The organism is Nocardioides palaemonis, from assembly GCF_018275325.1.
GTDB lineage: Bacteria > Actinomycetota > Actinomycetes > Propionibacteriales > Nocardioidaceae > Nocardioides > Nocardioides palaemonis.
Map to the genome: position 1 here is coordinate 209,402 of NZ_JAGVQR010000003.1, position 20,673 is coordinate 230,074.

At 73.8% G+C, this 20,673-nt stretch carries 20 protein-coding genes and 1 pseudogene; 10 read left to right on the forward strand and 11 right to left on the reverse strand.

What is annotated here, in order from left to right; all coding sequences use genetic code 11:
* Position 1: 1 nt before the first annotated feature.
* On the reverse strand, positions 2-934 hold the full coding sequence (locus KDN32_RS13305; RefSeq protein ID WP_211732738.1) for a tetratricopeptide repeat protein: 933 nt from the start codon (positions 932-934) through the stop codon (positions 2-4).
* Between the two features lie 58 nt (positions 935-992).
* On the opposite strand from KDN32_RS13305, the gene KDN32_RS13310 reads away from it, so the two are divergent.
* On the forward strand, positions 993-1,580 hold the full coding sequence (locus KDN32_RS13310) for a GtrA family protein (RefSeq protein WP_211732739.1): 588 nt from the start codon (positions 993-995) through the stop codon (positions 1,578-1,580).
* A gap of 102 nt (positions 1,581-1,682) precedes the next feature.
* Entirely contained in the window at positions 1,683-2,411 is a 729-nt protein-coding gene (locus KDN32_RS13315) for an SDR family oxidoreductase (protein ID WP_211732740.1), read from the forward strand.
* Here the strand turns inward: KDN32_RS13315 and meaB are convergent.
* The gene (meaB, locus tag KDN32_RS13320; RefSeq protein WP_307854077.1) at positions 2,404-3,318 is read right to left on the reverse strand and encodes a methylmalonyl Co-A mutase-associated GTPase MeaB; all 915 of its coding nucleotides are present in this window, start codon (positions 3,316-3,318) and stop codon (positions 2,404-2,406) included. The genes KDN32_RS13315 and meaB overlap by 8 nt on opposite strands.
* Positions 3,319-3,374: 56 nt before the next feature.
* Positions 3,375-4,559, reverse strand: coding sequence for an acetyl-CoA C-acetyltransferase (locus KDN32_RS13325; RefSeq protein WP_211732742.1), 1,185 nt, complete (start codon positions 4,557-4,559; stop codon positions 3,375-3,377).
* 160 nt (positions 4,560-4,719) lie between these two features.
* Between KDN32_RS13325 and mce the strand changes: the two genes are divergently transcribed.
* Positions 4,720-5,172: a methylmalonyl-CoA epimerase gene (gene mce / locus KDN32_RS13330; protein WP_211732743.1), complete on the forward strand. Its 453-nt coding sequence runs from the start codon at positions 4,720-4,722 to the stop codon at positions 5,170-5,172.
* Here the strand turns inward: mce and KDN32_RS13335 are convergent.
* Genes KDN32_RS13335 through KDN32_RS13355 form a run of 5 tightly spaced genes read right to left on the reverse strand, consistent with a single transcriptional unit; the run spans position 5,157 to position 9,433 of the window.
* Positions 5,157-5,954, reverse strand: coding sequence for a putative hydro-lyase (locus KDN32_RS13335; RefSeq protein WP_307854078.1), 798 nt, complete (start codon positions 5,952-5,954; stop codon positions 5,157-5,159). The genes mce and KDN32_RS13335 overlap by 16 nt on opposite strands.
* On the reverse strand, positions 5,951-6,814 hold the full coding sequence (locus KDN32_RS13340; RefSeq protein ID WP_211732744.1) for a 5-oxoprolinase subunit C family protein: 864 nt from the start codon (positions 6,812-6,814) through the stop codon (positions 5,951-5,953). Before KDN32_RS13340 ends, KDN32_RS13335 begins: the two co-directional genes overlap by 4 nt.
* Positions 6,811-7,440, reverse strand: a complete 630-nt coding sequence (locus KDN32_RS13345; RefSeq protein WP_307854079.1) for a 5-oxoprolinase subunit B family protein — start codon at positions 7,438-7,440, stop codon at positions 6,811-6,813. Before KDN32_RS13345 ends, KDN32_RS13340 begins: the two co-directional genes overlap by 4 nt.
* Positions 7,437-8,201 (reverse strand): LamB/YcsF family protein, encoded by a 765-nt coding sequence (locus tag KDN32_RS13350; RefSeq protein ID WP_211732745.1) that lies wholly within the window; start codon positions 8,199-8,201, stop codon positions 7,437-7,439. Before KDN32_RS13350 ends, KDN32_RS13345 begins: the two co-directional genes overlap by 4 nt.
* Positions 8,198-9,433 carry an NRAMP family divalent metal transporter gene (locus tag KDN32_RS13355; protein WP_211732746.1) on the reverse strand — a complete coding sequence of 412 codons (1,236 nt, stop codon included), beginning with the start codon at positions 9,431-9,433 and terminating at the stop codon, positions 8,198-8,200. Before KDN32_RS13355 ends, KDN32_RS13350 begins: the two co-directional genes overlap by 4 nt.
* A gap of 71 nt (positions 9,434-9,504) precedes the next feature.
* On the opposite strand from KDN32_RS13355, the gene KDN32_RS13360 reads away from it, so the two are divergent.
* From KDN32_RS13360 to KDN32_RS13375, 4 genes are all read left to right on the forward strand, one after another.
* A complete protein-coding gene (locus tag KDN32_RS13360) occupies positions 9,505-10,236 on the forward strand; it encodes a GntR family transcriptional regulator (RefSeq protein WP_307854080.1) in 732 nt (243 codons plus the stop codon).
* A gap of 127 nt (positions 10,237-10,363) precedes the next feature.
* The gene (gene ccrA / locus KDN32_RS13365) at positions 10,364-11,704 is read left to right on the forward strand and encodes a crotonyl-CoA carboxylase/reductase (RefSeq protein ID WP_211732747.1); all 1,341 of its coding nucleotides are present in this window, start codon (positions 10,364-10,366) and stop codon (positions 11,702-11,704) included.
* A 139-nt stretch (positions 11,705-11,843) separates the two neighbouring features.
* A complete protein-coding gene (locus KDN32_RS13370; protein ID WP_211732748.1) occupies positions 11,844-13,112 on the forward strand; it encodes a coiled-coil domain-containing protein in 1,269 nt (422 codons plus the stop codon).
* A gap of 203 nt (positions 13,113-13,315) precedes the next feature.
* Positions 13,316-14,407, forward strand: a complete 1,092-nt coding sequence (locus KDN32_RS13375) for an AI-2E family transporter (protein WP_211732749.1) — start codon at positions 13,316-13,318, stop codon at positions 14,405-14,407.
* A gap of 33 nt (positions 14,408-14,440) precedes the next feature.
* Here KDN32_RS13375 and KDN32_RS13380 read toward each other — a convergent pair.
* Positions 14,441-15,358: pseudogene (locus KDN32_RS13380) on the reverse strand (EamA family transporter); the annotation flags it as partial.
* A gap of 32 nt (positions 15,359-15,390) precedes the next feature.
* Here KDN32_RS13380 and KDN32_RS23355 point away from each other — a divergent pair.
* Positions 15,391-15,927 carry a CGNR zinc finger domain-containing protein gene (locus KDN32_RS23355; protein ID WP_211732750.1) on the forward strand — a complete coding sequence of 179 codons (537 nt, stop codon included), beginning with the start codon at positions 15,391-15,393 and terminating at the stop codon, positions 15,925-15,927.
* 18 nt (positions 15,928-15,945) lie between these two features.
* Here the strand turns inward: KDN32_RS23355 and KDN32_RS13390 are convergent, their stop codons facing one another.
* Together KDN32_RS13390 and KDN32_RS13395 are read right to left on the reverse strand one after the other, a co-directional pair.
* Positions 15,946-16,725 (reverse strand): alpha/beta fold hydrolase, encoded by a 780-nt coding sequence (locus tag KDN32_RS13390; protein WP_211732751.1) that lies wholly within the window; start codon positions 16,723-16,725, stop codon positions 15,946-15,948.
* 48 nt (positions 16,726-16,773) lie between these two features.
* Entirely contained in the window at positions 16,774-17,535 is a 762-nt protein-coding gene (locus tag KDN32_RS13395) for a hypothetical protein (protein ID WP_211732752.1), read from the reverse strand.
* Positions 17,536-17,746: 211 nt separating this feature from the next.
* Between KDN32_RS13395 and KDN32_RS23360 the strand changes: the two genes are divergently transcribed.
* The gene (locus KDN32_RS23360; RefSeq protein WP_211732753.1) at positions 17,747-20,170 is read left to right on the forward strand and encodes a LuxR C-terminal-related transcriptional regulator; all 2,424 of its coding nucleotides are present in this window, start codon (positions 17,747-17,749) and stop codon (positions 20,168-20,170) included.
* A 40-nt stretch (positions 20,171-20,210) separates the two neighbouring features.
* Entirely contained in the window at positions 20,211-20,672 is a 462-nt protein-coding gene (locus tag KDN32_RS13405) for a VOC family protein (protein WP_211732754.1), read from the forward strand.
* Position 20,673 lies beyond the last annotated feature (1 nt).

Below are 20,673 nucleotides of genomic sequence, written 5' to 3' on the forward strand. Positions count from 1 at the left end.
CTCAGAAGAGCGCCGAGGCCAGGCTGCGGCGGCCCGCCAGCACGCGCGGGTCGTCGTTGCCGACCGCGGCGAACAGGCCGAGCAGGTGGTCGCGCGCCTTCTCGCGGTCCTTGTCGCTGGTGCGCGCGACCAGGCCGACCAGCCGGGCGAAGGCGTCCTCGACGTGGCCGCCGAGCATGTCGAGGTCGGCGACCATGGTCTGGGCGTCGACGTCGTCGGGGGCGTCGGCCGCGGCGGCGCGCGCCGCGTTGAGGTCGACGCCCTGGGTGCGCTGCATGACCTTGGCGATGGCGAGTCCGCCGGCCGCCTCGACGTCGGCCGGGTTCGCGTCGACGAGCTTCTGGTACTCCGCGACCGCGCCGTCGATGTCGCCGGCCGCGAGGGCGTCCTGGGCGGGCGCGTAGCGCGGGTCGACGACCTCCTCCTCGTCCTCGCCCACCGGCGCCGCGCTCGAGCGCGGCTGGTGGCGACCGGTGATCCCCTGGGCGGTCAGCTGCTGGCCGAGCTGTCCGAAGAGGGTGGTGAGCTCGTCGGCGGAGAGCGCACCGGGGATGGGCTGGGTGACCGGACGCCCGTCGAGCACGACCATCATGAGCGGCACCTGCGGGATCTGCATCGCCTGCGCGATCTCGGGCTGGGCGTCCACGTCGACGAGGGCCGCCAGCAGGCGACCCTCCTGCTGCTCGGCCACCGCGGCGACGTCGGCGGCGTACTGCTCGCTGCCCGGCGCCTGGCGGGCGGAGTGGAACACCATCACCACGGGCGCGGTCATCGACTCCTGCAGGACCTGCTGGAAGTTCTCTTGCGTGATCGTCACGGAGTACGCCCCACCGGCGGCGCCCTGCGGGGCGGGCGACCCCGCCTGCGGGGCGGGCGGCTGCCCGAGCCCGGAGAGGTCGATGGCACCTGGACGGCTGAACGGCTGCTGCGTCATGCCCCAATCCTAGGGAGAACGCCCGCACGCGGCAGGACGGGTGGGTAGCCTCGACCCCATGGGACCTCGGGCAGGCGCGCTGCTGCAGCGCCACCGGCGCAACCTGGGCCTGCTCGCACGCTTCGGGATCGTGGGCGCCTCGGGCGTCGTGGTCAACATGCTCACGCTGGTGCTGCTGCGCCGGATGGGCCCCCACTTCGACGACGCCGTGGTGGGCCTGGGCGCCACCGACTTCAACCTGCGCTGGTACCACGTCTACTCGACCATCGCGTTCCTGGTCGCGAACCTCTCGAACTTCCAGCTCAACCGCACGTGGACCTTCCACAGCAGCGGCCACTCGCGCTGGTGGCGCGAGTACTGGCCGTTCCTGGTGGTCGGCCTCGGCGGGCAGGCGATCGGCCTCGCCCTGCTCACCCTCCTGATGCACCCGCACTCGCCGATCAGCCTGCCGACCGACGTCTTCGACGACTCCAGCGGGCTGCGCAACCGGCTCTACTGGTCGCAGCTGATCGTCATCGGCCTGGTGACCCCGCTGTCCTTCGTGCTCAACAAGATCTGGACCTTCGCCGCGGTGCGCGGCGGGCACCCCGAGCTGGCCGACCCGCTCCGCGAGGAGGACGCGCTGGCCGGGTCCGACGTGACCTGAACGTGCCGATCTGTGTCCCTGCTGAGGACGGGCCGACCTGTCCCCTCCGCCCTACCGCGTGGTAGAAAACACCCTGGGTTCCAACGGGAGGGCGCGGCAGGCATGACTTCGGGGTCATACGACTTCACCGGCTACCAGGTCCTCGTCGTCGGCGGCACGCGCGGCGAGGGGCACGCCATCGCCAGCGCGTTCGCCGAGTCGGGTGCGGCCGTGACGGTCACCGGCACGATGATGCTGCGCTCGCTCTACGACACCGACCTGTCCGCGTTCGACTACGAGTCGGTCAACCTCGCCCGCCAGCAGTCGATCGACCAGCTCGCGGCGGGCATCGACCACCTCGACGTGCTCGTGCTGGCCGCCGGCTGCACGCTGCCCTACGGGCTGCCGCCGTCGGAGCAGTCGTTCGTCGCGGGCGCCGCACGCTCCGGCCTGCTCGGTCCGATGTTCCTCACCACCCGCCTGCGTCTCAAGCTCAGCCACAGCCCCGCGCTCGGCGGCGGCTGCGTCGTCAACACCGGCGCGGTGCGCTCGTGGCTGGAGCTGTCCTCGACGCCCGAGGAGGCCGAGGCCGAGCTGCTGACCTCGACCGCCCACGCCGGGGAGCGGTGGGCCGGGCTCGGCGTCCGGGTCAACTCGGTGGTGCACTCGCCGCGCTCGGTGCTGCCGCGCCAGTTCGCCCCGAACCCCTCCTCCTACGCCGGCAGCCGGGTCTCCGGCGACACGCTGGTGCGCAGCCGCAGCCGGGTCACCGACGCGGTGACGGACGCGACCCTCTTCCTCGCCAGCAGCGGGGCGTCCCGGATCACCGGGCAGACGCTCCGGCTCAGCTGAGCAGCCGGTCCGCGGCGCCGAACGGGTCGAGCTCGCCCGCGGCGACCAGCTCGCCGAGGCGGTCGAGGTCGGTCCCGCCCGAGGCGTTCCAGCGCTCCTGGAGGGTGGCGAGGGCGATCGCCTCGACCTCCCGCCGGGCCCGCGCCGTACGCCGCCGCGCCAGCTCGCCGCTCTCGCGCAGCCAGGCCGCGTGCCGGTCGACCTCCTCGAGCAGCCGGTCGATGCCCTCCCCCGTGCTCGCGATCGTCGCGAGCACGGGCGGGCGCCACGCCTGCTCGCGCCGCTCGGCCATCGCGAGCATCGACCGGAGCTCGCGCCGGGTGCGGTCGGCCCCGTCGCGGTCGGCCTTGTTGACGACGTAGAGGTCGCCGATCTCGAGGATCCCCGCCTTCGCGGCCTGGATCCCGTCGCCCATCCCGGGCGCGAGCAGGACGAGCGTGGTGTCGGCGAGCCCGGCGACCTCGACCTCGCTCTGCCCGACGCCCACCGTCTCGACGACCACGACGTCGAAGCCCGACGCGTCGAGCACCCGGACCGCCTGGGGCGTCGACCGGGCCAGCCCGCCGAGGTGGCCGCGCGACCCCATCGAGCGGATGAAGACGTCGCGGTCCAGCGCGTGGTCGCCCATCCGCACCCGGTCGCCGAGCAGGGCGCCGCCGGAGAACGGCGAGGAGGGGTCGACGGCGAGCACGCCCACGCGACGACCCGCGCGACGCATCGCGCCGACGAGGGCGTTGGTCGAGGTGGACTTGCCGACCCCCGGTGCGCCGGTGATGCCGAGGACGTGCGCGTGGCCCACGTGCGGCGCCAGCGCCGCCATCACCTCGCGCAGGGCCGGCGAGGCGTCCTCGACGAGCGAGATCAGGCGGGCGACCGCCGCCGGCTCCCCGTCCCTGGCCCGGGCCACGAGATCGGGTACGGCGACGGTGCCCCGCCGCGTCACGCCTGCTGTCCCGCGGCCGGTCAGGCGCCGGGCACGCGGATGATCAGGGCGTCGCCCTGACCGCCGCCACCGCACAGGGCGGCCGCACCGACGCCGCCGCCGCGGCGCTGGAGCTCGAGGGCGAGGGTGAGCACGATCCGGGCACCGGACATGCCGACCGGGTGGCCCAGGGCGATCGCGCCGCCGTTGACGTTGACCTTGTCCTCGCTGACGCCGAGCTGGCGCGCGGACTCGATGCCGACCGCCGCGAACGCCTCGTTGAGCTCGAAGAGGTCGATGTCGGCGACGTCGATGCCCTCCTTGGCCGCGGCCTTCGCGATGGCGTTGGCCGGCTGGAGCTGGAGGGAGGAGTCGGGGCCGGCGACCTGGCCGGAGGCGCCGATCTCGGCGATCCAGGTCAGGCCGAGCTCCTCGGCCTTCGCCTTGCTCATCACGACCACGGCGCAGGCGCCGTCGGAGATCTGGGAGGCGGAGCCGGCGGTGATGCTGCCGTCCTTGCTCACCGGGCGCAGGCCGGCCAGCGTCTCGACGGTGGTGTCGCCGCGCACGCCCTCGTCCTCGGCGACCGTGACCTCGCCCTTGCGGGTCGCGATGGTGACGGGCACGACCTCGTCGTCGAAGAGGCCGTTCTTCCACGCCAGGGCGGCGCGCTGGTGCGACTGCGCGGCGAAGGCGTCCTGCTCCTCGCGGGTGAGGTTGGCGCCGGCGGCGTTGCAGCCGTCGGTGAGGTTGATCATCGCCTGGTGGGTGAACTGGTCGTAGAGGGCGTCGTAGGCCATCGAGTCGACCAGCGCGGTGTCGCCGTACTTGAAGCCCTCGCGGCTCTTCGGCAGCAGGTGCGGGGCCTGGGTCATCGACTCCATGCCACCGGCGACGACGACGTCGTGCTCGCCGGCGCGGATCAGCTGGTCGGCCATCGCGATCGCGTTGATGCCCGAGAGGCACACCTTGTTGATGGTGATCGAGGGGACGTCCATCGGGATGCCGCCCTTGACCGCGGCCTGGCGGGCGGTGATCTGGCCGGCACCGGCCTGGATGACCTGGCCCATGATCACGTAGTCGACCTGGTCGCCCGTGACGCCGGCCTTGTCCAGCGCGCCCTTGATGGCCACGCCGCCCAGGTCGGCCGCCGACTGGTCCTTCAGGCCGCCCAGCAGGCGGCCGATCGGGGTGCGAGCCCCGGCAACGATCACGGAACCGGTCATGAGTCTTTCCTCCAGGCGTGGCGAGTCGTCGCGGCAGGTGCCGCTCCTTCGGACCATACCCACCGCGCCCGCGGCTCCGGCAGGGGGTGAGCGGTCATTCACCGTGAGGCGCACGTCACACCCCCTCGCGCGGCACCTCGGGCAGGGGAAGGATGGGGCCATGACGACCCCCGACCTGCCCGCCGACGTCCAGCACCTCTTCACCGCGATCGACCACGTCGGCATCGCGGTGCCCGACCTCGACGAGGCGATGGCGTTCTACCGCGACGCCTACGGCATGCAGGTGCTCCACGAGGAGACCAACGAGGAGCAGGGCGTGCGCGAGGCGATGGTGGGCGTGGGCGACTCGGGGTCCTGCATCCAGCTGCTCGCGCCGCTGACCCCCGAGTCGACGATCGCGAAGTTCCTCGACCGCAACGGCCAGGGCATCCAGCAGCTCGCCTTCCGCGTCGACGACGTCGAGCACGTCGCGGCGGTGCTCCGCGAGCGCGGGCTGCGCCTGCTCTACGACGCCCCGAGGCGGGGAACGTCCGACAGCCGGGTCAACTTCATCCACCCCAAGGACGCTGGCGGCGTCCTGGTCGAGCTGGTCGAGCCTCACGGCACGAGGTAGTCGGCGTCCCTCGCGTCGGTGACGAGCATGTGACCCGGCGCGTGCGAGATCGCCAGCGGCGGGCGCGACTCCATGACCGCCGCCTGCGGGGTCACCCCGCACGCCCAGAACACCGGGACCTCGCCGTCGCGCACCTCGACCGGATCGCCGAAGTCGGGACGGCCGAGGTCGGCGACGCCGATCGCCGCCGGGTCCCCGACGTGCACGGGCGCGCCGTGGACCGCTGGGTAGCGCGAGGTGATCCGCACGGCGTCCGCGACGCGGTCCGCCGGGACCGGTCGCATCGAGACCACCAGCGGGCCCGACATCGTGCCGGCCGGGCGGCACCGCCGGTCGGTGACGTACATCGGGACGTTGACCCCCTGCTCGACGTGGCGCACCGGGACACCGCCCTCGGCGAGCGCCGCCTCGAAGGTGAAGCTGCACCCCACGAGGAACGCGACGAGGTCATCGCGCCACCAGCCGCTGGCGTCGGGCACCTCGTCGACGAGCTCGCCGTCGACGTAGACCCGGTAGGCCGGGAGGTCGGTGCGGACGTCGCCATCGAGCAGCGGCCCGGACACCGCCCCCGCCTCGAGGACGTCCAGGACCGGGCACGGCTTCGGGTTGCGCTGGGCGAAGACCAGGAAGTCGAGCGCCAGGTCGCGCGGGAGCGCGACCAGGTTGGCCTGGGTCCAGCCCCGGCTCCAGCCGGCGGTCGGCGTGACCAGCCCCTCGCGGAACAGCCGGCGTGCCTCGCCGGGCGCCAGCGCACCGGGGTCGGACGGCAGCCGCGTGCTCACGGCGCCTCCACCCAGCAGAAACGCACGGTGTCGCCCGGGCGCAGCTGTGCGGCCCGGTCGACGTCGGCGTCGACCACGACCGCCACGACGGGGTAGCCGCCCGTGACGGGGTGGTCGGCGAGGAACAGGACCGGCTCACCGTCCGGCGGGACCTGCACGGCCCCGCGCCAGGCCCCCTCGCTCGGGAGCTGATCGTCGCGGGCATGCGCCAGCGGCGGACCGCCGAGGCGCATGCCGACCCGGTTGCTCCGGTCGGTGACCGTCCAGGCGGTCGCGACCAGCAGGTCGGCGTCGGCCACCCACCCGTCGCGCGGCCCGCGGACCGCGCGCAGGACGACCTCGCCCGACAGGTCGGGCGCGACGACGGTGTCGAGGTCGGAGAACCGCTCCCCCGGGCAGCCGACCGGCAGCACGGTGCCGACCTCCAGCGGGGCCGGACCGAGCCCGGACATCACGTCGCTGGAGCGCGAGCCCAGGACGTCCTCGGGCTCGACGCCTCCCCGGACGCCGAGGTACGACCGCAGGCCCGCGGTCGGTGCACCGAGGCGCACCCGCGCCCCCGGCTCGGCGAAGAACACGGTGTGCGAGCCGACCTCGCGGCCGTCGACCGTGACCGGGCAGGGCGCACCGGTCACGCAGCACCAGCTGCCCTCGCCCACGACCTCGACGTCGAGGCCGCCGAACGTCACCTCGATCGCGGCCGCCCCCTCCTGGTTGGCGAGCAGCCGGTTGGCCTGGCGCAGCGCGGCGCGGTCGGCGGCGCCGGACCGGCCGACACCGACGCCGGACAGCCCGCGGCGGCCGAGGTCCTCGACGAGTGCCTCGGGACCGACGGCGTGCACGCGCAGCGCCCGGCTCACCGTCCGACCTCCACGAAGCGGACCCGCGTGCCGGGCGCCAGCAGGGCCGGCGGGTCGCGGTCGAGGTCCCAGAGCGTCACGTCCGTGCGCCCGATCAGCTGCCAGCCACCGGGCGACGAGCGCGGGTAGATGCCCGAGTACTCCCCCGCCAGCCCGACCGCCCCCGCGGGGACGCGGGTGCGGGACTCGCCGCGGCGCGGGACGTGGAGCCGCTCGTCCTCCCCGATGAGGTAGCCGAAGCCCGGCGCGAAGCCGCCGAAGGCCACGCGCCACTCCTGCCCGGTGTGCGCCGCCACCACCTCGCGCTCGGACAGCCCGGTCAGACGGGCCACGTCGGCCAGGTCCTCGCCGTCGTAGGTCACCGCCACCTCCACGACGGGCTGGTCGGTCGCCGCGGCGCCCGCGGACGCGGGTGCGACGTCGGCGAGGAGCGCCCGCAGGTCGGCCAGGGCCGTGCCCTCGGCGGCCACGACCAGCACGGTGCGCGCCGCCGGCACCACCTCGTCGACCAGCAGCGTGTCGCGGTCGCGGAGCGCGACCGCGTAGTCGACGGCGGCCTCGGTGGAGCCCAGCTCGACCAGGACGGCACGGTCGCCGTAGGGCAGCAGGGCGGGTGCCGCGCTCACGCGAACGCCTCCGGCGCGATGCCCTCCGCGACCAGCGCGTCGCGCACGGCGGTCGCCATCGCGACCGCGCCGGGGCTGTCGCCGTGGACGCACACCGAGTCGGCCTCGACCCGCACGGTCGATCCGTCGACCGCGACGAGCGTGCCGTCGGTGACCAGCCGCACCACGCGCGCGGCGACCTCGTCGGGGTCGTGCAGCACCGCGCCCGCCTGGCTGCGCGGCACCAGCGTGCCCTCGGGGGTGTACGCGCGGTCCGCGAAGGCCTCGCGCACCGTGCGCAGCCCGGCCGCCTCGGCCTCGGCGAGCAGGCGGGAGCCGGGCAGGCCGAGGACCGGCAGCGACGCGTCGTAGGCCTTCACGGCCGCCACGACGGCGCGGGCCTGCCCCTCGTGGTGGACGGTGGCGTTGTAGAGCGCACCGTGCGGCTTGACGTAGGACACCCGGGTGCCGGCGACGCGGGCGAGCGCCTCGAGCGCGCCGACCTGGTAGACGACGTCGTCGGCCAGCTCGGTGGCGTCGTAGTCGATGAAGCGCCGGCCGAACCCCGCGAGGTCGCGGTAGCCCACCTGCGCGCCGACGACCACGCCGAGCCGGGCGGCGTCCTCGCAGCAGCGACGCAGCGTCGAGGCGTCACCGGCGTGGAACCCGCACGCCACGTTGGCGCTGGTGACCACGGCGAGCACGCCCGCGTCGTCGCCGAGCGTCCAGCGGCCGAACGACTCGCCGACGTCGCTGTTGAGGTCGACCCGCGGCGCGCTCACAGGTCACCCAGCAGGAGCAGCGCGTTGTAGCCGAGGTAGAGCGAGAGCAGCCACGCGACGGCGCCGACGACCAGCAGCCAGACCGGGTAGCGGTAGCCGTGGAGCAGGTCGCGGCGGCGCCAGGCGACCCACAGCAGCACCCCGAAGCCGATCGGGAGGATCAGGCCGTTGAACGTGCCGGCGAAGATCAGCAGCTGGGTGGGAGCCTGCTCGATGACGACGTAGACCACCGCGCACACCGCGATGAACGCGACCGTCACCAGGCTGCGGGTCCGCTCCGGGGTCGCCGACGTGGTCACGAACGACACCGACGTGTAGGCCGCGCCGATGACGGAGGTCAGCGCGGCCGACCAGAGGATCACGCCGAAGACCCGCAGGCCGGCCTCGCCGGCGGCGGCGCTGAAGGCCGCGCCGGCCGGACCACCCACGGCGTCCTGGGAGAGGACCGCCCCGCCCGCCACCACGCCGAGGATCGCGAGGAACAGCAGCACCCGCATCAGGCCGGTGACGAGGATCGACACGACCGAGCTCCGGGCGACCGCGCCGACGTGGTCGGGGCCGGTCAGCCCGGAGTCGAGCAGCCGGTGGGCGCCGGCGTAGGTGATGTAGCCGCCGACGGTGCCGCCGATGATCGTGGTGGTGGCCAGGAAGTCGAACTCCTCGGGCGCCACGACGTTGACGAGTGCCTGCCCCACGGGCGGGGAGGAGGTGATCGCGATGACCAGCGTCGCCACGATCATCAGCAGCCCGAGCAGCACGACGATGCGGTCGAGCGCGACCCCCGCCCGCCGACTGAGGAAGATGAGGATCGCGAGCAGGGCGGACACCGCGCCACCGACGCGCGGGTCGACGCCCAGCATCGCGTTGGTCCCGAGGCCCGCGCCGGCGATGTTGCCGATGTTGAAGACGACGCCACCGACGAAGACCAGCGCGGCGAGCAGGTAGCCCACGCCCGGCAGCACGGCGTTGCCCAGCTCGTGGGCGCGCTTGCCCGAGACGCCGATGACGCGCCAGACGTTCATCTGCACCGCGATGTCGACGACGACCGAGATCGCGATCGCGCAGGCGAAGGCCGCGCCGAGGCTGATCGTGTAGTTGGCGGTCTGGGTGATGAAGCCCGGCCCGATGGCGCTGGTCGCCATCAGGAAGACGGCACCCATGACAGCGGTCCGGCTGAGCCCGTTCGCGGCGGCCGGCTCCGCGGCGGCGGTGGGCGGTGTGTGCTGGGTCATACGCAGCACCGTAGAGATTGTTCAACAATTCTTCAATACTTCGATCGGGCGGATCCGGCTACGCTCGCCCCGTGAGCACCACCGACCCCGCGGGCCCCACCGGGCACGACCTCGACGCCGTGCTGGACCACGTCCTGGCCGAGCGGCGGCGCACGCGCACCGTGATGAGCACCTCCGCGGACCGTGCCGCGCGGGTGGTGCGCGAACAGGTCGTCGAGGGCCACCTGCGGTCGGGGACGCGCCTGCCGGAGGAGCGCCTCGCCGGCGCCCTCGGGGTCTCGCGCAACACCCTGCGCGAGGCGCTCAGCCAGCTCGTCGCCGAGCGGATCCTCGTGCGCGAGCCGCACCGCGGCGTGGTCGTGGCGACGCCCGACGCCGACGACGTCGCGGACGTCTACCGGGTGCGCAGGCTCGTCGAGCCGGCCGCCCTGGCCCACGGCGCCGCCCACACGCCCGACCGGGTCGCGGCGGTGGCGGCGGCCGTCGCCGAGGGGCGGGCCGGGCTCGACCGCGGCGACTGGGACGCGGTCGCCTCGGCCAACCAGCACTTCCACCGGGCGGTCGTCGCGCTGGCGGGCAGCCCGCGCCTGGATGCGCAGATGGACCTGCTACTGGCGGAGATGCGGCTGTTCTTCCACTCCATGGGCGACCCGGAGCGCTTCCACCGTCCCTACCTCGAGGAGAACGCCGCCATCGCGGAGCTCCTCTCCACCGGTGACCGTGGCGCCGCCGCATCGCGGCTGGACGCCTACCTCGCCGCCGCCCAGGAGCAGCTCGTCGAGGCGTTCCGGACGCGCGGCTGACCCTCCTGTCCGGGCTGGATCGTTCCAAGCCGCCCGTGGCCGCGGCGTAGATCACACTCGGGTGACAGCCCCGGTACCCGTCGGTACGTTTCACGCACCCCGAGCCCCGACACCAGGAGCCACGCCCGTGCAGAACATCCTCGACGCCATCTCGTCCGACTCCGCGACCTCGGAGGACTTCGCCAGCCTCACCCTCCCCGAGTCCTACCGCGCCGCCTTCGTGAAGAAGGACGAGGTGGACATGTTCGAGGGCCTTGCGACCAGGGAGAAGGACCCGCGCAGGTCCCTCCACGTCGACGAGGTCCCGCTCCCCGAGCTCGGCCCGGGCGAGGCGTTCGTCGCGGTGATGGCCAGCGCGATCAACTACAACACCGTGTGGACCTCGATCTTCGAGCCGGTCTCCACCTTCGGCTTCCTCGAGCGCTACGGCCGCGGCTCCGAGCTCACCAAGCGCCACGACCTGCCCTACCACGTGGTCGGCTCCGACCTGTCCGGCGTGGTGCTCAAGGTCGGCGCCGGCGTCACCCGCTGGAAGCCCGGCGACCGCGTCGTCGCGCACTGCCTCTCCGTCGAGCTCGAGGGTCCCGACGGGCACAACGACACGATGCTCGACACCGAGCAGCGGATCTGGGGCTTCGAGACCAACTTCGGCGGCCTGGCCGACGTCGCGATGGTCAAGGCCAACCAGCTGATGCCCAAGCCCGAGCACCTCACGTGGGAGGAGGCCGCCTCCCCCGGCCTGGTCAACTGCACCGCCTACCGCCAGCTGGTGTCCACCAACGGCGGCAACATGAAGCAGGGCGACAACGTCCTGATCTGGGGCGCCTCCGGTGGCCTCGGCGGCTTCGCCACGCAGTACGCCCTCAACGGCGGCGCGACCCCGGTCTGCGTGGTCTCCAACGAGGAGAAGGCGACGATCGCCCGCAGCATGGGCGCGGAGCTGATCATCAACCGCTCCGAGGAGGGCTACCAGTTCTGGAACGACGAGGGCACCGAGCAGGACCCGCGCGAGTGGAAGCGCTTCGGCGCCCGCATCCGTGAGCTCACCGGCGGCGAGGACATCGACATCGTCTTCGAGCACCCGGGTCGCGAGACCTTCGGCGCCTCGGTGTTCGTCACCCGCAAGGGCGGCACCATCACCACCTGCGCCTCGACCACCGGCTACATGCACGAGTACGACAACCGCTACCTGTGGATGAACCTCAAGCGGATCATCTCCAGCCACTTCGCCAACTACCGCGAGTCGTGGGAGGCCAACCGCCTCATCGCCAAGGGCAAGATCCACCCGACCCTGTCCAGGACCTACACCCTCGACGAGGTCGGCCAGGCCTCGCTCGACGTCCACCAGAACACCCACCAGGGCAAGGTCGGCGTCCTGTGCCTGGCTCCCGAGGAGGGCCTGGGGGTCCTCGACCACGAGATGCGGGCCCGCCACGAGAGCGCGATCAACCGCTTCCGCGGGGTCTGACCCGGCCCCACGCACCACCTGAGACCCATCCCTCACCCCGGTTCGCGAATCGTCCGCGAGCCGGGGTGGGTTTGTCCCCGGCGATCGGAGAGACTGGCCACCGACGCAGTCCGTACGACGTGAGAGTGGGTGCCGCAGCATGAGCCGCGAGCAGGGTCTGTCCATCTTCGACGAGCCGGGGTCCGGGGGCGACTCGGGCGAGGAGACCCAGGCGCTCCCGGTGACACCACGCGCACCGGAGGGCCAGCAGGCCGAGAAGGCCCAGAACGTCGAGAAGGCCGACGCCGAGGCCACCACGGTCGTGCCGGTCGTGCCCGCGCCGTCGCCCGAGCCCGAGGCGACGCAGCCGACGCGCGTCGTCCCGCCGCCCGCCGCCTCGACCCCCGCTCCCGCCGCCAGCCCCGCACCCGCGGCCCTGGCGCCTCTCCCGCAGGTGCGCCGCGGCGGCTACGACCGGGCCGCGGTCGACCAGCGCATGGCGCAGCTGCAGTCGGAGAAGTCCGGCCTGGCCGGCAGCCTGTCGAGCAGCGAGCAGCGCGTGATCGAGCTCGAGGCCGAGCTCGAGCGCGTGCGACGCGAGCTGGAGGAGAACGCGAACCCGACCTACGCCGGTCTGGGCGGCCGCGCGACCTCGATGCTCAAGATGGCCGAGGACGAGGCCACCGACGTGCGCACCGGCGCCCGGCGTGACGCCGACGAGATCCGCCGGGGCGCCGAGCGCGACGCCGCCAGCATCCGGGCCGACGCCGCGCGCGAGGCCGACGACATGCGCCTGGTCCAGCTCAAGGAGCTCGACGAGATGCGTGCCCGCCTCACCGCCGACGCCGAGACCGAGCGCAGCCTGGCCAAGGCCGAGGCCGAGGACCTGCTCGCCGCGGCGAGGCGCGAGGCCGACCAGCTGCGGCTGGCCGCGCAGCAGGAGACCAACGAGATGCGGGTGACCGCCACCCGCGAGGCCGAGCAGGCCCGCGCAGCGGCCGACCGCGAGGTGCAGGAGGCGCGCCGCACGCTGGCGGTGGAGAAGGAGCGCCTCGCCCGCGAGGCCGCCGAGCACCACAGCAACGCGACCGCCGAGACCCAGCGCCTGGTCAAGGAGGCCGAGGACCGCGCGGCCGCGGCCGAGCAGCGCGCCCGCGAGGCGACCGCGCAGGCCAACGCCCACCGCTCGCAGGCCCAGTCCGAGGCCGAGGGCCTGCTGACGCGGGCCCGTCGCGAGGCCGAGCAGGTCGTCGCGTCCGCGCGCACCCAGGCCGACTCGATCAGCACCACCCGCGCCGCCGAGGCCGAGCGCGAGCTCGCCAACATCCAGGCCGAGGTCGAGCGGGTGACCAAGCGACGCGACGCGATCACGGCCCAGCTCGGGGCGCTGCGTGACGTGGTCGCCGGGTTCGGCGAGGACGAGTCCTGAGCGGGACCCGTCCCGACGACCCCGACGCCGCCGCGGAGCAGGTCGCGGCGGCCGAGGCGGTCGACGCCGCGGAGCGCGCCGAGCAGGCGGCAGACCGGGCCGACAGCGCGGCCGAGACCGCGCAGGAGGCCGCCGAGGCGGCCGACGAGGCAGCCCAGTCGTCCGCCGCGATCGCCGAGAGGATCGACGACGCCACCGACCTGGTGGTCGCGCCCGAGGCACCGGCCTACCCGCCGGTGCCCGAGCGCCGCCACCAGCCGGTGTCGGTGCTGCGCCACTCGCCGTTCAACATCGGCTTCTTCGGCGCGCTCGGTGCGCTGTTCGCGGTCTTCCTGACCCAGCAGCTGCTGGGGATCTCGTCGGTCCTGGTGCTGCTGGTGCTGGCGATGTTCCTCGCGATCGGCCTCAACCCGCTCGTCGAGTGGTTCATGCGGCGCGGCGTGCGGCGCAGCCTCGCCGTCGTGGTGGTCCTGGCCGTCGTGATCGGCGTGCTGACCCTCTTCGTCGTCGCGGTCGCGCCGGTGATCAGCGACCAGATCGCCCTCATCACCCGCAACGCCCCCGAGTGGTTCACCGACCTCCAGAGCAACCGCTACGTCGAACAGCTCGACGAGCGCTTCTCGATCATCGACAAGGCCCGCGACTACGTCAGCGACGGCGACTTCACCCAGCGGGTCTTCGGCGGCGCGCTCGGGGTGGGTCTCGCCGTGCTCTCGGCGCTCACCAACACGTTCATCGTGCTGGTGCTGATGATCTACTTCCTCGCCTCCCTGCCGAGCATCAAGCACGCCTGCTACAGCCTGGCGCCCGCCTCGCGCCGTCCGCGCGTCAGCGAGCTCGGCGACAAGATCATCCGCAGCACCGGCGCCTACGTCTCGGGCGCGTTCCTCGTCGCCACCTGCGCCGGCATCAGCACGCTGGTGTTCACCTTCCTCGTCGGACTGGGCGACTACAGCTTCGCGCTGGCCTTCATCGTCGGGCTGCTGAGCCTGATCCCGGTCCTCGGAGCGGTGGTCAGCGGCGTGATCATGACGCTGCTGGCCCTCACCGTGTCGCCGACGGTGGCGCTGGTCGCGGCCGTCTACTACATCGCCTACCAGCAGCTCGAGTCCTACGTGATCTCACCGCGGATCATGAAGAAGGCGGTCGACATCCCCGGCGCCATCACGGTCATCGCCGCCCTCGTCGGCGGCAGCCTGATGGGCATCATCGGCGCGCTCCTCGCCGTCCCGGTCGCGGCCGCGCTCCTGCTCCTGCACCGCGAGGTCTTCCTCCGCCGGCAGGACGCCCGCTGAGGTCTCGCCCTCGCCCAGCTTGACCGCGACGACGCCCGCGAGCACCAGCAGGCCACCGACGACCTGCACCGGTCGCGGCAGCTCACCCAGCAGCAGCCACGCCCACACCACGGCGGCCAGCACCTCGCCCAGCGCGACGAAGGACGCCAGCCGGCTGCCCAGCCGGCGCCCGGCCGCGATGCCCGTGACGTAGGAGAACGCCGCGGTGACCAGCCCGAGGACCAGCACCGGGACCCACCAGGCGACCGTGCGGCCGTCGTAGACCGCGTCGCGCGTCGAGGCGTGGAACGGGAGCAGCCCGGCGGCACCGGCGACCAGCAGGACGACCGCGCCGACGAGCAGCCCGCCCGCGGCGAGGGTCAGGCCCGGCAGGCCGTTGCCCTCGTCGGCGGAGATCACGAAGTAGGTCGCCGCCCCGACCATCGCGCCGAGCGCCCACAGCACCCCGACCGCGCTCAGGTCCGCGCCCGAGACCACGTCGAGGACCAGCACCAGGCCGGCGGCCGACAGGGCCGCGCCGGCGAGGGTGAGGACGGTGGGTCGGTGCCCGTGGCGCAGCCAGAGCCACACCACCACCGCGACCGGGGCGGTGTACTCCAGCAGCAGCGCGACGCTGACCTGGAGGTAGGTGACGGCGTAGAAGTAGCACAGCTGGGCGCCCGCGACGGCCGCGATGCCGTAGACCACGACGGTCCCGGCGCTGGCGCGCAGCAGGTGCCAGCGGCCGCGCAGGGCGACGACACCCGGCACGAGCAGCACGGCGGCGGCGATCGAGATGCGCAGCGCCACGGTGGCGCCCGCGCTCCACCCGGTGTCGAGCAGGCCGCGCGCGAGGGCACCGGACAGCCCGAACGACGTCGCCGAGGCGACCGCCAGGACCAGCCCCGCCGACGTGCGGGACCGCGGGGTGTGATGCGTCGCGGTGTCATGGGTCATGGCTGTCACGGTCATGACACTAGGAGGCGGTCCTGTAATGTGTCAACGTGCTCTTCACGGATGACACCGACGCCGCCCTCCAGGCAGCGGTCGCCCTCGCGAACTCGACCGACACCCCGGGCGACCCGCTGGGCTCGGTGGACGACCTGTCCGCGTTCCTCGCCCACTGGTCCTACACCGGTCGCCACGACGCCACGCCCGCCGAGCTCGAGGCCGTACGTCGCCTGCGCCCGGCGCTGCGCGAGCTGCTGCTCGCCGAGCGCGACGAGGCCGCCGCGCTGGTCAACACGATGCTGGCGCGGGCGCGCGCGCTCCCCCAGCTCCAGCGCCACGACCAGTGGGACTGGCACCTCCACGCCGTCGACCCCAACCGCCCGCTGGACGAGCGCGTCGTGGTCGAGACCGCCATGGCGATGGTCGACGTGGTCCGCGCCGACGAGATGTCGCGACTGGCGCGGTGTGCCGCCGACGACTGCGAGGACGTCGTCCTCGACCTGTCCCGCAACCGCTCGCGCCGCTACTGCTCCACCACCTGCGGCAACCGCGAGGCGGTCGCCGCCTATCGCGCGCGCCAGCGGTCCTGAACCCAACCGAGGACCGGGTCAGGACACGAAGCGGCGCAGCACCTCGAGGAAGACGTCGGGGCGCTCGGAGTGCACCCAGTGGCCGGCGTCCTTGATGATGATCCGGCGGTTGCGCGGGAAGCGCCGGTCCATCTCCGGGGCGTGCTCGTCGGTGACGTAGTCCGAGCGCGAGCCGCCGATCCACAGCACCGGACCGTCGTACGACGCGTCGCCGAGCGCCTCGTCGGGCCAGCCGGCGAGCTCGTCCATGTGCCGCGCCAGCAGCTCGAGGTTGGGCTGCCAGTGCCAGCCGTCGTCGGTGCGGCGCAGGTTCTGCAGCAGGAAGCTGCGCACCGTGGGGTCGGGCACGGCGTCCGCCATGGCCGCGTCGGCGTCGCTGCGTCGTTCGAAGGAGGAGAGGTCCATGCCGCGCATGGTCCGGGTGTAGCCGATGAACTCCCGCCCGCTGTCGTAGGCGGCGGGGGCGATGTCCACGACCGCCAGCCGCTCGACGAGCTGCGGATGGCGCAGCGCGAGGCACATGGCGATCTTGCCGCCCATCGAGTGCCCGACGAGCGCGACCGGCTCGTCACCTCCCCAGGTCGACACGTCGGCGGCGACCAGGTCGGCCAGGTGCACGTAGTCGAAGGTCTCGGTCCACGGCGAGCGCCCGTGGTTGGGCATGTCGAGCAGCGTCACCCGGTGCTCGGTGCTGAGCGCCTTCGCGACCTGGGTCCAGTTCTTGCCCTGCCCGAAGAGGCCGTGGCAGAAGACGATGCGGCTCCCGGACTCGCCGAGCTCGGTGCGGTGCAGGCTCACCCGGTCATCCTCCCAGCAGCGAGGGCGCGGGCGACCGGCCGGGGTCGGTCAGAAGTCGAAGCCGTCGAACATGTCGCCGATGCCGTCGCCGATGCCGCCGAACAGGTCGCCGAGGCCCTCGCCGATCGCGCCGATGCCCTCGCCCAGGCCGTCGAAGCCGCCGCCGAACAGCATGCCCATGAACATCCAGTCCATCGGCGAGAAGGCGCCGAAGTAGCCCTGGGCGTAGGGCTGGTAGGCACGTCCGCCCTGCCAGTAGGGCACCCGGCGCGAGCCGACCATCACCTTGCGGATGTCGGGCTCGGCGCCGGCACGCACCCGCTCGACGTCGAGCGCGCACGCCGGGACGTCACGCTGGGCCCCGCCCGGCGGGGTCCACGCGACGTCGGCGACCGAGAGCCCGTGGCGCGGGTCGAAGAAGCACGGCGGGCGCCGCGTCGGCAGCGGCTCCCCCGCCACCCGGGCCCGTACGCACGCCATCGCGTAGCGACCGTCCTCGAGGATCTCCGTCACGTGCTTGACGTCCTCGGCGCGGGTCAGCCCGGCAGCCGCCGTCTTCGCGGACTCGTAGGAGTCGAGCGCGCGCTGGTAGTCGGCGTTCGCGCCCGCGTCGAGCTCGCTCCCGGCGAGGTCCATGTCGAGGTCCTGGAGCTCGACGCCGAGGGCGGTGACGTCCTCCTCCGCGAGCTTCTTGACCGGCGCGACCTCCGCCTCGACGCGCGCCAGCTCGCGCTTCTTGCTCGACCTCCCGGCCGCGACCGCCACCGCGGTCAGACCGCCGAGCACGACCAGCACGAGCACGAGTTCCATGCCCCCCAGCGTACGCAGCGGCGGCAACACAGAGCGGGCCGCACGTCGACCCCCGACGACGCGCGACCCGCTCCGAGACACGGCCGGCGCTCGGGGCCATCCCCTGTGCGGCCCCGTTGCTCCCGGCGTAGGAGAACACTCCCGCGGAACGCTGCGGCCCAGCATCCGTAGTCCTACCTATCTCTCCTACGGAGGGCGATATGTTCAGGGCGTGCTCTCCCCCTGCCTCGGTCGTGACGACGTCCGGCTCGCGTTGAGCGAGGCGGTCGTCGAGTCGCGCTGGGTCACGGTCGTCGGGCCGCCCGGCAGCGGCAAGACGCTGCTGGTGCGCCACCTCGCGGAGGAGTCGCCGGCCGCCTGGGTCGACGCGCGCACCCTCCGCAGCCTCGACGAGGTGCTCGTCGCGGCGCTCGAGACGCTGGGGGCCGAGACGGCGCCCGGTGACAGCCTCGTCGGTGCGCTGGGGCGTGCCCTCGACACCCACGACGGCCTGCTGGTCCTCGACGGCCTCGACCTCGACGCCACGGCCGCCGGCCCCCTGCTGCAGTCGGTGCTCGAGAGCACCAGCGACTCGCGGCTGGTCGTGACCGCTCTGGCCACGGCCGGCCAGCCCTACGAGTCGGTCGTGCGGGTCGGCCCGTTGCCGGTGCCCGCGCCGCGCGCGCCGCTGGAGGGCCCCGCCGTCGACCTCTTCCTGCGCCGGATCCGCGCGGCCGGTGGCCAGGCGGTCGACCTCGACGGCCAGGCCCACGAGGTACGCCGCCTGCTCAGCGCGACCGGCGGGCTGCCGCTGCTGATCGAGCAGGTGGCCGTCCAGAGCGCCCTCGTCGGGCTCAGCAACGCCATGTCGGCGGTCAGCCTCGACCAGGCGGTCGACTCCGCGCACGGGCTGCTCGACCCCGACAGCGCGACCGCGCTGCGGCGGATCGGCCTGCTCGACTTCCCGGTCGGGATGGGCGTGCTCACCCGGGTGCTCGGAGTCACCGCCGCCGAGGCTGCCGAGGTCGCCGGCAACCTGGTCCGTCGCAGCCTGCTGGAGGTCGACGGACGGGGCCGCTTCGACATGCTGTCCCCGATCCGCGGCCGGGCCCGGGCGCTGGCCGACGACTCGGACGTCGCGGCAGTCGAGGACGGCCTGCTGGCCTGGGCCGAGGAGCACGCACCCGCGCACGACAACTACGGCGCCGCCGACGCGGAGTGGCTCCACGACCTGCCGGCCATGCGGCAGGCCGTCCTCACCGCCTGCGCCCGGCCGGAGTCCCGGGGGCAGGGCTACTCGGTGGCCAACCGGATCTTCTCCTCGCTCTACACCTCGATGCGGACCCGCGACGCCGTGGAGATCCTCGAGGGCGCGCTCGCCAGCGGTGACGGCCCGCCGGAGATCGGCGCCCAGATCGCCCGCCGGGCGGGGATCGCGGCCTCGGAGATGCGCGGCACCTACGAGGGGCTGTGGCTGCTCGCCCGCTCCGACGAGCACGCGTCGGCGGCGCCGAACCCCGACGAGCAGCTGTGCAAGACCGCGTCGATCCGCGCCGAGATGCACCTCGACGCGGGCGACCTGGCCAGCGCCGAGACCGAGGCCCGGCGAGCGATCGAGCTCGACCCGGACGGCTCCATCAGCCGCCAGGCCACCCGCACGCTCGCCGACGTCTACGCCTCCCAGGGCCGCTTCGCGGAGGCCACCCGGGCGATCGCCGAGGCCATGCCGGCCCGGATCACCAACGACGAGCGCTGGATCGACCTGTCGCTGCGCACCCTGCTGGCGCGCATCGCGCTCGAGCAGGGACGGATCGCCGAGGCCGTCGCCGGCACCCGCGCCGTGGTGGCCGAGGCGCGTCAGCTCGCCGAGGACCGGGTGGGGCTGCTGGCCGAGACCCTGCTGCGTGGCGTCGACCCGACATGGGTGCCGACGCCGGTCGACCGGCAGTCGCTGCCGTGGGCGGTGCGGCTGCCCGTGCTCGCCCAGGACGGCCGTGACCTCCTCACGCGCGGGGACGTGCGCCAGGCGGCGGGCCTGGCCGCCGACGTGGTGGCCCTCGCCGACTCCGCGCGGCTCGGCCGCGACGGGGTCGAGGCCCGACTCCTGCTCGGACGCGCGCTGGTCCAGCTCGGTGACCTCGAGCAGGCGACGACGACCTACCTCACCGCGCTCGACGACTGCCGCACGATGGGCCTGCCGCTGCGCGGCGCCGACGTGCTCGACGGCCTCGCCGGCGTCGCCCGCGCCCGCGAGCTGCCCGAGGCGCGGCTGCTGGCCGCGGCGGCCTTCGCGCTCCGCGCGCCGCGCATGGCCGTGCGGTGGGGCTACTCGGCCGACTTCGACGTCGCGCCGGCCCCGTCCGCCCCGCAGGGATGGCTCGACGGCGCCGACCTCTCCGCCGACGTCGTCGCCCCGGTGACAGCGATCTTCCACCGCCCGGCCTCGGCACCACCGTCGGTGCTCGACGCCCTGACCGCTGCCGAGCGACAGGTCGCCGAGCGGGTCGCGCACGGGCTGACCAGCCGACGCATCGCCGAGGAGCTCTTCGTGTCCCCGCGGACCGTCGACGCCCACCTCACCCACATCTACCGCAAGCTCGACATCAACAGCCGCGCGCGGCTCGCGGCGCTGGTGATCGAGCAGTCCGCACGCTGAGGCCTCCCCGGGTGTCGGTGGGTGCGGGCAGGATGCCGGCATGAGCCGGACCATCCAGGTGACCTTCGACGCCCACGACCCCGAGCAGCTGTCCCGCTTCTGGGCGGCCGCGACCGGATACGTCAACCCGCCGCCGCCGGGCCGCGAGCCCGAGCCGGGCCAGGACGTCTTCGCGGCGTGGCACGCCTTCCTGGCCGACGTCGGCGTCCCGGAGTCGGAGTGGAACTCCGCGTCCGCCGCGCAGGACCCCGACGGCGTCGGGCCGCGCCTGTTCTTCCAGCGCGTGCCCGAGGACGCAGCCGGCAAGAACCGCGTCCATCTCGACCTGCGCGCCGCACCCGGGCTCGAGGGCGAGGAGCGGATGGCCGCGCTGGAGGCCGAGGCCGAGCGCCTGGTCGGGCTCGGGGCCACGCGCGTCGAGCGTCACGAGCCCGCACCGCCGATGACCCTGGGGCACCTCGTGATGACCGACCCCGAGGGCAACGTGTTCTGCCTCGACTGAC

Coding starts and splice junctions, on each gene's coding strand:
- KDN32_RS13305 (WP_211732738.1), bottom strand. CDS start 934: ATGACGCAGCAGCCGTTCAGCCGTCCAGGTGCCATCGACCTCTCCGGG.
- KDN32_RS13310 (WP_211732739.1), top strand. CDS start 993: ATGGGACCTCGGGCAGGCGCGCTGCTGCAGCGCCACCGGCGCAACCTG.
- KDN32_RS13315 (WP_211732740.1), top strand. CDS start 1,683: ATGACTTCGGGGTCATACGACTTCACCGGCTACCAGGTCCTCGTCGTC.
- KDN32_RS13325 (WP_211732742.1), bottom strand. CDS start 4,559: ATGACCGGTTCCGTGATCGTTGCCGGGGCTCGCACCCCGATCGGCCGC.
- mce (WP_211732743.1), top strand. CDS start 4,720: ATGACGACCCCCGACCTGCCCGCCGACGTCCAGCACCTCTTCACCGCG.
- KDN32_RS13355 (WP_211732746.1), bottom strand. CDS start 9,433: ATGACCCAGCACACACCGCCCACCGCCGCCGCGGAGCCGGCCGCCGCG.
- KDN32_RS13370 (WP_211732748.1), top strand. CDS start 11,844: ATGAGCCGCGAGCAGGGTCTGTCCATCTTCGACGAGCCGGGGTCCGGG.
- KDN32_RS13395 (WP_211732752.1), bottom strand. CDS start 17,535: ATGGAACTCGTGCTCGTGCTGGTCGTGCTCGGCGGTCTGACCGCGGTG.
- KDN32_RS13405 (WP_211732754.1), top strand. CDS start 20,211: ATGAGCCGGACCATCCAGGTGACCTTCGACGCCCACGACCCCGAGCAG.